Source organism: Actinoplanes sp. CA-030573 (assembly GCF_050951115.1).
Classification (GTDB): Bacteria; Actinomycetota; Actinomycetes; order Mycobacteriales; family Micromonosporaceae; genus Actinoplanes.
Map to the genome: position 1 here is coordinate 7,153,560 of NZ_CP192038.1, position 12,155 is coordinate 7,165,714.

Annotated in this window: 9 protein-coding genes; 7 read left to right on the forward strand and 2 right to left on the reverse strand. The window is 67.8% G+C overall.

The window, feature by feature from the left end:
- Positions 1 to 118 precede the first annotated feature (118 nt).
- The 5 genes from ACQP2F_RS32845 (at position 119) to ACQP2F_RS32865 (ending at position 9,197) form a co-directional block, all read left to right on the forward strand.
- The gene (locus ACQP2F_RS32845) at positions 119 to 364 is read left to right on the forward strand and encodes a hypothetical protein (protein ID WP_433294341.1); all 246 of its coding nucleotides are present in this window, start codon (positions 119 to 121) and stop codon (positions 362 to 364) included.
- Between the two features lie 425 nt (positions 365 to 789).
- Positions 790 to 1,002, forward strand: coding sequence for a hypothetical protein (locus ACQP2F_RS32850; protein ID WP_433294343.1), 213 nt, complete (start codon positions 790 to 792; stop codon positions 1,000 to 1,002).
- 3,203 nt (positions 1,003 to 4,205) lie between these two features.
- A complete protein-coding gene (locus tag ACQP2F_RS32855) occupies positions 4,206 to 4,376 on the forward strand; it encodes an SAM-dependent methyltransferase (protein ID WP_433307681.1) in 171 nt (56 codons plus the stop codon).
- A gap of 286 nt (positions 4,377 to 4,662) precedes the next feature.
- On the forward strand, positions 4,663 to 8,487 hold the full coding sequence (locus ACQP2F_RS32860) for a hypothetical protein (protein WP_433294345.1): 3,825 nt from the start codon (positions 4,663 to 4,665) through the stop codon (positions 8,485 to 8,487).
- A 464-nt stretch (positions 8,488 to 8,951) separates the two neighbouring features.
- Complete coding sequence (locus tag ACQP2F_RS32865) at positions 8,952 to 9,197, forward strand: hypothetical protein (protein ID WP_433294347.1); 246 nt, start codon at positions 8,952 to 8,954, stop codon at positions 9,195 to 9,197.
- 338 nt (positions 9,198 to 9,535) lie between these two features.
- On the opposite strand, the gene ACQP2F_RS32870 is transcribed toward ACQP2F_RS32865, so the two are convergent.
- Positions 9,536 to 10,234, reverse strand: a complete 699-nt coding sequence (locus ACQP2F_RS32870; RefSeq protein WP_433294349.1) for a hypothetical protein — start codon at positions 10,232 to 10,234, stop codon at positions 9,536 to 9,538.
- A gap of 216 nt (positions 10,235 to 10,450) precedes the next feature.
- On the opposite strand from ACQP2F_RS32870, the gene ACQP2F_RS32875 reads away from it, so the two are divergent.
- Complete coding sequence (locus ACQP2F_RS32875) at positions 10,451 to 11,170, forward strand: hypothetical protein (RefSeq protein WP_433294352.1); 720 nt, start codon at positions 10,451 to 10,453, stop codon at positions 11,168 to 11,170.
- A gap of 235 nt (positions 11,171 to 11,405) precedes the next feature.
- Positions 11,406 to 11,462, forward strand: a complete 57-nt coding sequence (locus ACQP2F_RS32880) for a hypothetical protein (protein WP_433307683.1) — start codon at positions 11,406 to 11,408, stop codon at positions 11,460 to 11,462.
- 142 nt (positions 11,463 to 11,604) lie between these two features.
- Here ACQP2F_RS32880 and ACQP2F_RS32885 read toward each other — a convergent pair whose 3' ends face one another.
- Complete coding sequence (locus ACQP2F_RS32885) at positions 11,605 to 12,147, reverse strand: GNAT family N-acetyltransferase (RefSeq protein WP_433294354.1); 543 nt, start codon at positions 12,145 to 12,147, stop codon at positions 11,605 to 11,607.
- Positions 12,148 to 12,155 lie beyond the last annotated feature (8 nt).

A 12,155-nucleotide genomic window follows, 5' to 3' on the forward strand; every position in this document is an offset into this window, starting at 1 on the left:
AAAAGGATCATCGTGGCCTCGGCATCCGCTGCGGGCTCAGATCGGCGAATTCGTCCTGGTCAAGGCCGGTGCGAACCTCGCCGAGAGCAGGAAATAGAACACACGTACGATTATCTACGTGGGATCGACACGGCATGAGCGAGAGGAGTCGCTAGCGCGGACGAGCTACTTCGCCGCGGCTCGCCGCTTTGTGAGCGCCTTCGCGCATCTGATGGCGCGCGGCGTCCCGATCGACCCGGGAAGCAGCGTCCGATCGGTTCGCGCATGGCAGGCGCAAGACGTCCAGGTTCTGCAGGAGCTTCATGCGGCACTCGGCGAGATGCTGGACGCGCGCCGAACCTACGACCGCGTACGACGGCGCTGATCCCACCCGCGCAGGAGGCCGATCCGCAAAGCCAGGCCACTGGAATCATCCCGCTCCGGATCATGAGTTCCGCCCCACTCGCTGCACCCCGCCCTCGTCGCCCTTCAGGGCCCGGTCGCCGGCGTGCCCGAGTCTCTGCGCCTGAACGGCTAAGGATGATTCTCGCCGCACCGACAAAGGTCGGGCGGGGAAGCGCCTGGATCATCCGGGAAGCCTCGAATTACGGTCTCAGCACGCCCGCCCTTTCCAAGATCAAGCGGCGTCCAAAGCGGACTCACGAAGATCTGGCCGGGTGGCAGAGCTGGACTCGATATGCCATTGTTGTGGTCGGCGAGAAACGGCCCATCTGAACTTCCCCAAGCCTTCGCGGGCGGATGCCCCGACGCCAGAATTCAGCGCCGGAAGTCCACCCACCAAGAAGGAGAATGGCAGTGCAGGACGGCTACTCACCGAAGTCGGAAGACCCCGACGACAACGGCAAGAAGGAGCAGGACAAGACGATGCTGATGGTCACGTCAGCCACGTTGGACCTGGTCAACGTCCTGATGCTGCACGGTCAGGACGGGACGCCCACCAGCATCATGCTCGTGGGCGCCCTCGCCGCCGCCACCAAGGTTGTCATCGCTCTCACCCGCTGACCATTTGGTGGCACCATCGGAGGAGTCGGCCCTACAGGGCCGGCTCCTCCTTTCATTGTAACCAAACACTCAAGGCCGGCAAGGCCGTCGAGTAATTCAGCACTATCCGATGGCATTAATTCGCACTGTCCTGGTCTCGCGAATAGTTCATCCAACCGCATCGAGGACGCAATCGAGAATCGATCCGTCCAAACAATTTCAGTAGTCGACTGGGGCGGGTCTATTTGTTCGGCTACGCAGTGCGTTTTGATCGGCGCCTTTTCATCGTCAGTTCCGGGGCTTACACACTCACCATGCGCCGCAGCCAGCCAAAACCAAGATCATGACCGACTAGATCTGTCCCGAGTCCTAGAGCGCGTCAGCCGGACCCAGACCTCGCAGGCGCGGACAGGCCACAGCCCGAGACCGAGTGCGAGGTCTCTGGTCGTTCCGGCCGAGTCGGCTCCCGCCGTCATGATCGACCGGCACAAGCCGGCGTTCCGGTCCGGCGGCGTCCCGCGTTCCCCTCCGGTCGCCGCGCCGGTTGGAACGGAACGCCGGTTGGAACGGAACGGCCGCCGGAACGGTGCACGGGATGGTACGCAATGCCCAAGGTGTTCCAGCATGCACGGGACGAGGCATCGTGCGGAACGGCGTGCAACGTACCGTGTCCCGTGCACGGCACGGTGCAAGCATCTTGCACGGAACGGCGTTGCATCGGACCGTGCACGGGACACCGCCTGCACCGGCCGAGCCGGCACAGAGGAAGCGGAAGCAGGAGCGCGACTTCCGCTCGCCGTGGCGGAAGCGGAACTAGTGCCAAAACTTCCGCTCCGCCGAGGAGGAAATCGGAGCGGAAATTTCCACCTGCGAGGGCCGGGATCCCCGGTCCACGGAGACCGTCTGCGGAGGTCCGCAGACCGCAGATGGAGACCGTCTGCGGAGGTCCCCGGACCGCAGATGGAGACCGTCTGCGGAGGTCCCCGGACCGCAGATGGAGACCGTCTGCGGAGGTCCCCGGACCGCAGATGGAGACCGTCTGCGGAGGTCCCCGGACCGCAGGCGGAGACCGTCTGCGGAGGTCCGCAGACCGCAGGCGGAGACCGTCTGCGGAGGTCCCCGGACCGCAGATGGAGACCGTCTGCGGAGGTCCGCAGACCGCAGATGGAGACCGTCTGCGGAGGTCCGCAGACCGCAGATGGAGACCGTCTGCGGAGGTCCGCAGACCGCAGATGGAGACCGTCTGCGGAGGTCCGCAGACCGCAGATGGAGACCGTCTGCGGAGGTCCGCAGACCGCAGATGGAGACCGTCTGCGGAGGTCCGCAGACCGCAGATGGAGACCGTCTGCGGAGGTCCGCAGACCGCAGATGGAGACCGTCTGCGGAGGTCCGCAGACCGCAGATGGAGACCGTCTGCGGAGGTCCGCAGACCGCAGATGGAGACCGTCTGCGGAGGTCCGCAGACCGCAGATGGAGACCGTCTGCGGAGGTCCGCAGACCGCAGATGGAGACCGTCTGCGGAGGTCCGCAGACCGCAGATGGAGACCGTCTGCGGAGGTCCGCAGACCGCTGCTTTCCACCCCTGTGCCGGGTGGAAATTTCCGCTCCGTTTCCTCCTCGGCGGAGCGGAAGTTTTGGCACTAGTTCCGCTTCCGCCACGGCGAGCGGAAGTCGCGCTCCTGCTTCCGCTTCCTCTGTGCCGGCTCGGCCGGTGCAGGCGGTGTCCCGTGCACGGTCCGATGCAACGCCGTTCCGTGCAGGACGCTTGCACTGCGTGCCGTGCACGGGACACGGTACGGTGCGCACCCGTTCCGCAATCCGTTCGGGGCAGATTGGTGAACGGCGGCCGGTCCCGTGCACCGTTCCAACCGGCGTTCCGTTCCAACCGTCGTTCCGTTCCAACCGGCGCGGAACGCGGGACGCCGCCGAACCGGAACGGCGCCCGCCTCCGGTTGACCATGGTCCGTCCGGCTTAGTCCAGACAGACCGGTGAGAGTCGTGACGTGCCCCGGCCGTGCCCGGATCCGAGTTGTCAGCTCCGAACGGACCCACGAGACCGTCGTCGAGTACCAAGGCCTAGACGTGGCCGCTCCGCTCCATCGCGACGTCTGCGGTCTCGATCTATGTGCGGGCAGACTGTGCCACCTGCCAGAGATGGCGAAACGGTTCCTTTGGCCGTCGGAATAGCCGCTCAACGCCTGAGACCGGTCGGAGGTCTCGCTCCCGTTGAGGTGGTACGCGTGGCGCCCCAATCGGACGACGGGTAGCCGATAGCAGTCCCGTCGCGTGTTGGGGTGGCGCGGCGAGAGGGATGGCTTGGTGGCCCATCGAAGAATGCCACCGGCGGTCGGAGGCTTCGCCGATCTGCCGTTCGGTTTTCCGTGGAGCTCATCGTGTCGGCGCTCCGGCAGGGCAGCCGGTCGATCGACGCGCGCCGCGGAGGGTCTGCGTCGTTCAACGAGGCGCCCTGTCGAGGCCGCACCGGACCGAGGGAGGTTACAGAAAGTGACTTCCGATCTTGAAAGTCCCTCGGGCAGGCTGGCCCTGACCAAGAATCCCCTCGGGGGCGATGCCGCGTTTGAGGCTGCGCGCCGACGAACACGACGATGGGGGAAGCGCCGCCCTGCAACCCGCGCGACGAGCTCCACCGCCGTTCCCGCATGTGACTTGCGCCACTTTCCTGACCCCCAGCCTGGCCGCTAGAGCAACTAGTCGAGCCTTCAGGGATCACTCTTCAGAGTGAGTTGCGTCTCCTCCGAGGGGTCGTATGCGTAGGCAACCAGTGCCGTTGATCGCGGAGGTTCGTAGCCCCTCACGATGGCGGGGCCATCGAGGCGCCTTCCGGTGTGAGTGCGATGCGCCGCTCGGACGAGTGAACTCCGTCGCCGGGTAGCGAGGTTGCCGGCTGCCCTTCGCGGGCCACCATTCGACGGGGCTGGATGCCGAGGCGCTGCGCGGAGGGGTGATACCGGAACCTCCTTCCTCCCTCTGGCTCGTGGTGCGGGCACGCGTTGTGACAGCCTTCCTGGCCGTACGTACTCGACGATGCGAACGCTTGCACCCTGGCGAGCTACCGTCTTCGGCGCGCTCAACCCTGGTAACGCAATAAACCTCCGTAGGCGACCTGGGGCGACGCGGTCACGCCGACACCGTCAGGTAAGGCTTGATCTGTCGGTGGCGGCTCCTCCTGCATCGAGGCTGACCTGCGTGACCCGCGCCGGATCCTGGCGGATCAGGACCTGCTCGACCTGTCGAAGCCGATCGCGCTCATGCTGGTCGCGGTCCTGCACTTCATCCGCGACGACGAGGACCCGCGCGCCATCGTGAACACCCTGATCGACGCGCTCGAGCCCGGCAGTTGGTCTTCGCCTCGCACGCCACCCAGTAGTGAATAGCCCGCGTACGCCCGCCGGCGGACCTCGTCGAGCCGGCCATGACGAGCCTCGAACGTGAAAATCCGAGAGTCGAGATCGGCTCTGACCATCTGTGAAGCCGTCGATGCGGGTCGGCCAAGGTATGCAGCGGGGTGATCGCGTTGTCGAGATCTCCGCTGGACGCCATCAGCTCGGATCGATGCCAAGGGTAGCGGTGCGGCGACCAGGTGTCCCGGCGTGGTGCGACAGACAGATCAGCGCTTCGCGGGGTCATGTGCGGTCGGATTCGGTCTAGAGTCCATCATCGATGACCGAAGATAGCGACCATCCCGTTGCCGATAGTGATGCTCGTGGGTGGGAGGCATTGGCTGCGCTGCCCGTCGATCGCGGCAATCCCGCTCCGCAGGTGCGCGCGTGGTTCCAGTTTCAGGACGACTGCGCCGCGCTGGTCCTGCTCGGGCACCTGGGCGACGAGGAGCTGGCGGGCGTGATCGTCGAGCGCGCCACCGACCTGATCCTGGTGCCGAAGGCCGGTGCTCCGGAGCTGGTGTCGATCAAGCACCGCGAGGCGAACCGTGGCGGGACGGCGGCATGGACGTGGTCGGCGCTGGAGAAGGACCGAGTGCTGGCGGATCTCTACGGGAAGTGGCTGCTGTACGACAAGCGCGCCACGCTCGCGTTCTGGTCCAACACGGGGTTCGCGGGCCCGACCCATGAGCTATGGCGGGTATGCGCCAAAGGCGACCCGCCGTCGGCAGAGCTTCTTGGTCGCGTCGGCCGCCAACTCGGCGTGGCCCCGTCGGAGACGCAGGCGTTCCTTGCCGCTCTGCATCTGCCGGAAGAGCCGCTTCCCCGGCGCAAGGAGATGGAAGACGTAGCCGTCCGGCGCACCGCCGACGTCCTGCGGCCACTACGCGACGGCGCGGACGCCACGGCCGCCGCGTGTTTCGACGCGTTGCGCGCTCGAGTAAGGGAAGCCGCGACCGACACCGCGGGGCGCACCACGGAGCGGGCGGCCGTAGCCGCGACCCTCGCTGAGGCTGCCCGCCAGCGGGAAGCCCTACGGATCCGGCACGAGTTCATCAGCCGCGCTGAAGTCCTTGACCTCCTGCTGCGCGTCCACGACCAGACGGTGCAACGCCCGGGCAGCGCCGAGCGCGCGAGCTGGGCGCCTGACCCGCTGTTCGCCGGCCGTGATGACAAACTGGCGGCCCTGGTGCGAGCTCTGCGGCCCGGCGATCAGCAGGAGGTCGCACCGGTCCTGCTGCACGGCATGCCCGGAGCCGGTAAGACAAGCCTCGCTGTGCAGTTCGCCGCCCTGCATGACACCGAGCTGAGGCCCGTGATGATTTCGGGGACCTCCCGCTCGTCCGTACGGCGGGCGCTCGCGCGGCTGCGCCGGAGCGCCGTGGCTGGGGACGGTACTGAGGAGGCGGACGAAGGTGAAAGCCCGGTTCGGGAGGCCCTGCCGCACGATCCGTCGCTGCTGCTGATCGTAGACGGGGTGACGGACGCCGCGGTGGTGGCCGGTTTGTTTCCGAGCCGGGCATGGTGCCGCGTGGTGATCACCAGCACGGCACGGCATATCGAGCACGGTTTTAATGCGATCGAGCTGACGGTATGGAGCGCAGCGGAGTCGGCGGCATTCATCCGTACCGCTCTGCCGGATTCGAGCACGGCCGAGGTACGGGCGTTGGGGGAAGCGCTCGGGAATCATCCCCTGGCGGTGTCGCAGGCGGTCAACTATTGCCTCGCCTCCGGCCGGCCGATCGCCGAGTTCCTTGGCCAGCTCGACCGGCAGCCCGCTGTCGCCCTCGGGCGAGGAACAAGCGCCGGGCACCCGACCGGGCTGCTGGCCGCCATTAACTTGCAGGTCCAGCTGCTACGCCAGCAAGACCCGGTGGCCGGTGACCTGCTCATGCTCATGGCGCACCTCGCGCCGGTCGCCATCGAGGAGGAATTGCTGCGCACCGCCGAGGTGACCGCGCTCGTGCGAACCCCGTTCTTGCACGAGCTTCCTGTCTCGACGTGGGCGAGATGGAGGGCCTTCATCGCGCGACGGTCGGTGGTGAAGGGCCGCGTGTATGCCGAAGCGACGGCCCGCGCCCACTCCTTCACCTCAGCGCTGCAGGACCCTGCAGTCGGCGAGGCGGCCGTCGACGCGCTGGTGCACCGCTCACTGGTGCGTCGCACCGGGACGACCCTGGCCCTGCATCCGCTGATCGCCACCGTACTGCACAACAGCGAGCCGGATCCGCTGTCCTGGCTCGAACTCGGGTTAGGGCTCTATCTCGAGCGGATGGACCCGAACGATCTGTACTCCTCGGTCGCCGAGCTGGACGCGGACATGGAGCACATCGCGGCGCTCGTGCTCGCCGCCCTTGATCATCAGCATTTCGGGCCGGCCGTCGCGGTCGCGGCCATGGTCCTTTCCCTCCACCTCGCTACCCGTGGCGGCATACCGCCCCTGGACAGCATTGAGGCCGGCGCCGATTTCGCCGTGCGGGCTCTGGCGCTCGTCGACAGCCTCGAAGAGCAGGGCCTTCTTGACGTGCGGATCCTGGTTGACTACCGCAGGGCGACCGGGGTGCTGCTGCAACGTGCGGGCCGCGTCGACGATGCCGTCGATCAACTACGAAAGGTGCAGAGCGTGGCCGCCCGCGTCGGTGCCTTCCTGAGTCCGGGCCGGGGGCGGTCGTTCTCGGCGTTGCTGGATCTCGGCGCACTCGCCGCGAACACCGGACGACGGGATCTGGCGCAGGAGGTTCTCGACGCGCTTGACCCTGCGGCGGTCGACGACCCCGAGCGCAGCCCGGACGTACGGGCCTCCGCCGCCCACATCCGCGCCGGGTTGCTGCGCCTGTTGGGCCAGATCGATGAGGCCGCCCAGGTCAATGCCACCGCGCTGGCCGCTGCCAGCACCGACGACCAGGTAGCACCACGGCTGCTGGCCGACCTGCACGCCACCGCGGCGCTGTTAGCCCGCGATCAGCACGACGGGGTCGCTCGACTACAACACGAGCTGGCAGTGCTCGACTACTTTCCAGCGCGGCCGGGCAAACCGGTCAGCCTGCGCCGGATCGAGGCCCTAATCAGCAGTGCCGACGCCGCGCTCGAACTGCTCAAGCTCGACCAAGCGGTCGAGTTGCTGACCGAAGCGGAGCCCGTCACCCGCCTCACGGTCGGCGTCGACAGCGTTCAATACGCTAAATACCTGCACGTTCGCGGGCATCTCAACACCTTGCGCAGCCGGCGGATCGACGCCCTCGACGATCTCGAATCCGCTGCCCTCGTGTTTCGCCAGGCCGGCGAGACCGCCCGCGGCATGCTGCCCTCGACATTGCTTCTCATCGGCCAGAACGCGGCTCTGCTCAGCGAGCCGGAGCGGGCGAACTCGGCCTTCACGGAAGCCATCGCGATCGACACCGCCCTCTACGGGCCGGACCATCCTGAGACGCTCGCCGATCTCGAGGTCCAGCGCAGCACACCCGAATGGGTCCGTATCCATCATGAAGTCACCAGGTGGCCGCTACGCAGCGGCGACGGCTTCGCGGCGGGGCCGCGCTACGAGCCGATGAGCGGCCGCGTCGAGATCGGCGAAGGTGTCCACGGCTCGGTGACTACCTGGCAGCTGCATCGCCCCGGGCGCGGCGTACGCCACGGCCTCGTGTACGGGCCGTCGCGCAGCGGCCGCAGCAGCGTCCTGCGCACCATCGCGCAACGCGCGAGCGAGACCCAGCTCTTTACTCTGATCCCGACCGCTTGGGCGTGGTCGGGACGCGATCGCAAGACCTCGGCGCGGCATCCGCAAGCCGCCGAGGGGCCCGCAGGCGTCCTGGACCGCCTGGCCCTTCTCGACGAGCGGCTGGCGACGGCAGGCCAGGAACCCTTCGAACCGTCGTCCGATCGACCGGCAGTGCTCGTCACCATCGACGACGCCGACCGCCTTTTCAGAGAATCCCACGAGCTCGTTGCGCTCGTCGAACGATTCGCCGTCGACGGACCAGCCGCCGGCATCGCCGTCGTCCTGGTCACCAAGGACACCTCGCCTGGCGCCTTTGGCCACAGCGCCGCGCTGCGCGAGGCGATCCTTTCCGGCAGCCAGAGGGACCAGGCCAGGTACGTGACCTAGGCCTTCTCGAGGCGCATCGCGCTACGCGGCCCCTGCTACCCCCGAGCTGCCTTGACCAGCGGCAGGATTGCCGACAACGAGGACGCCGCTGCGAATTCCACGGGGGAAGAACTCGCAACGGCGCCGCCTGGACAGTAGCCGGGCCGGCGGTAACCGTCTATGGCCGCCCTCAACTTGCTGGGCGCCGATCGTGTCCTGCAAGCCGGCCGCCGTCCGGGGCTTTCGGCGGCGTTCTGCCGGGCGCCGGACCGCGGACGGTTGATGCCCTACCGGATGACGGCGCACGAAAATCAAGGGCCGGACCTCCATACTCACTAGACCGGGTGTCATCGAGTCATCACTATAAGGTGATGGGTGAGGTACGACCTCGGTGGGCCAAGCTGCCACCAGCAGAACGGGAACGACGGATTGCGCAGAGCACCGCAGACCGCGCACGTGCGGGAAGCCAGCCCGAACCAGCGCCGGTGCTGCCCGAGCCTGAGCGACGCCGTCGACAGTCGCAGAGCGCGATCGACCACGCCAGGGCCGCCCGCTGGGCCAACCTGCCCGAGGACGAGCGGCGCCGGCGGCAGTCGCAGAGCGACGGGGATCGTGCGGCCGCAGCCCGCTCGGCGCACGTGACCGAGTTGGAGAACGACGAGACTCTGCAGGCCATGTGGAACACGGTCGAAGACGGAGGGTACGACTTCATGTCCAAGGACGATTGGTGATTTCGCAGATCCCTTGATCCACATGCTGGTTGCTTGGCGCTGCCGCCGCAACCGACCTCACCGCCGCTCGCGGTTCGCGTGCTCAAGCCGCCAGGCGGCGCGCGTCATCCGGGCCAACACCCCCACCGATCCCGCCGCACCTGAGTTTCCGCTCTCGGACATTGGCCACACGTCCGCCGGGACGCAGCCGTTCAGCGAACTGACACATAGGCGCTTCATCGGGTTCGTTGTTGCCCGACGGCCGGCAAGCAACGGTCTGCCCGGCGAGCCGCTCATGCTCAGCTGCCTGCGTATCGGCTCAGACGCCGCCTTCCCGGATGGGCGCGGCCGAGTGCGCGTCAGTTGCCGATGCCGGCGTCCGGTTTGGGAAGCGCCAGGTTCCACAAGCACACATGGCCGTACTGGTGCAGCGCCTCGGCGAGGTCAACACCGCCGGAGCCCCAGATGCTCTCGTCGGCCTCGTCCGGGAACGTCGCGGCGTCGAAGCCGACATCCATTACGTAGCGTGGCTTGGTCTGATCCAGGCGGGCGATACGCAGGCATTGCAGCACCCGGGCGTGGACCCTGGACGCGGATTCCTCGTCGGGCGTGTCGGGCGGATCCGTGAAGGTGGCCGGCGGCCCCGGCAGGACCGACGGATCGGCGTAGAGCTGCGAAGGCCGCAGCAAGGGCGAGTCGGGGATGTGAAGGTCGGCCGGGGAGACGCCGTCGTGGAGCTGACCAAGCAGGGTGGCGCTGAGCCAGGCGAAGTACAGCGCCTCGCGTGCATAGATCCTGCCCACCTGGTCGGTGAAGTCCGACGCTGCCCGGTACAGCGCGTTCGCGCCGGCCAGGCGCCGCGGCTCGGGGAAACTCCCGTCCCGCGAGAGCCGCTCGTAGGCAGTCTCCCATCGGTCCGCTAGCGTCCTGGCTTCCAGCAGGGACAGGGACTGTTCGTTCGCGGCGTCAGCCGCATCACTCACATTGCGAACGATGCGGGGATCGAAGCGTTCGCCCCACCGCCACGATGGCACCTCTGCCTTCACCACATCGGGCATTCTGCCGACATCCATACGGGCTGTCCACGGCGTTCCTGCGTTCGCTCAAGCAGACGGCAACAGAGGCGCCGTTAGGGCTGGCCTACGCGTGTCGATACGCGTTTTGTGCTGGATGCCGTAGACGTACGCCGGCTCCAGTCGCAGCGGCGATATCTCACTCGGGCGCGCCGAGCGCCGACCCGCACCGAATCGCGTGATACCGGCCAGAATCTGATCATGGACGTTGACCGGCAGCCCCCTCCGGTTATCAGCACCCCCGGCCTCTTCGAAACCACGGGGACCCTGGGCGTGCTCCTGGTGGATCTGGAAAACATGGTGGGCTGTAACGCTAAGCCCCGCAGCGTGGCTGCCCGCATGCAGGTGCTGATCCGGTGTGCAGGGCCCAGAGTCAAAGTCGTTGCGGCGTGCGCCCGAGGGCGGATCACCCCGGATGGTGAGAAGGTCCTGCACGAGCACGACGTCGCGCTGCTGACCGTGGACGGAGCGAAGGACGCGGCCGACGAAGCGCTGCTCGCCGAGGCGTACCGCCTGGCGGGCACCGGCTGCCGCCGCTTCATCGTCGCCTCCAACGACAGCACGTTCGCCCGGCTCGCCACGATCGGCGATCTCGAGATCGTCATCTGGACGACGCAGACCCCGCGCGAGAACTACACCGGTCGCGCATCGCAGGTCCACCGGCTGCCGCTGCCCACGTCGGCCGCGCCCTCCAGCACCGCACTGGCCGGTAGGCCCGAGAACGCGGCCTCGGCCACGATGACGGGCCGGCGATCAACGCGCCCACCGTCGACGCCGCCGCCGGTTGCCTCTACGCGCTGCGCTCGGCTGGTGTCGGCGGGCGCGGGGCTCGTGGCCGCGGGCGTGCTGTTCGGCGTGGGTGCGGCACTGGGTGATCTGGCGGTACGTCGCCTGCCTTGCTACCCGAACCGACCCCGGTAGCCCGCCAGACAACGCGCGATCTGTCCGGTGATGGATCCGGCGGACGGCGGGTCACAGCCGCTGCGGTTCGGCCGCGTAGCGTAAGGACTGCGGGCGAATGGCTGGAGCTGGAACAGTGGTACGCCAGCCTGCCCACTTTCCTGGGCTCGGCCAGCGCGTTGATCGGACCGTGCGCGCAGGGCGGTCCTAGTGGAGAAGCCGAACTCGGACGTGGTGGAACCTGCCGGGCGGCATCATGGAGGCCGGCGAGCCGCCACACATGTGTTGTGCACGTGAGGTGCTGACGAGCTAAGACTTCAGATGGATCTGGGCCGGCTGCTGTTTATGGACTGGGTGGCGCCGACCGCGCGGCGACCCTGACGGTCTGCGCACCCTGCGAACCCGAGATTTGGTGAAGCCCGGCAGCGGCGCCTCGGAACCCCTGACGCTGCGGGTCAGTAGGTGGATGTGACCCTCAGATCAGGCATCCGGGTAGCGGGCCGGGACAGGCCGGTGACCGTGACGCCGCCGCGATGGATGGCGCGTACGACGGTCCAGCCCTGGGCGTCGCGGTAGTAACGGACGAGCCCTGGTTCGATCGTGCCGCGTCGGACCGCGGTACGCCCGGCGCGGGCCGCGTAGTCGAGCACCCACCACGCGAGGTGGCAGCCGATCCGCTGGCCGGCGTATGCCGGATCGATGACGGTGGTGGCCATGAAGATGGCCGGCTCGGCTCGTTCCTGTGCGGTCCATAGCGACGCTGGTGACTCTTCGTACAAGGTGGTGCAGCCAATCACCTCGACGACGTTGGCGGTCAGCACCCAGGTGGGTATCTCGGGGTCGGCGGCCTGGGCGGCGAGTTCGTCAGCGGCCGCGTGCCAGTCCGCCAGGCCGCGCGCCTGCAGCCAGTCGGAGCGGGCATGGATCAGCTCGGCGAGCGGTTTCTCGTCGTCGGCAGTGGCGGGGCGCATGGTCAGGGTGGGCGGGCGCTGCAGCACCCGCCCAC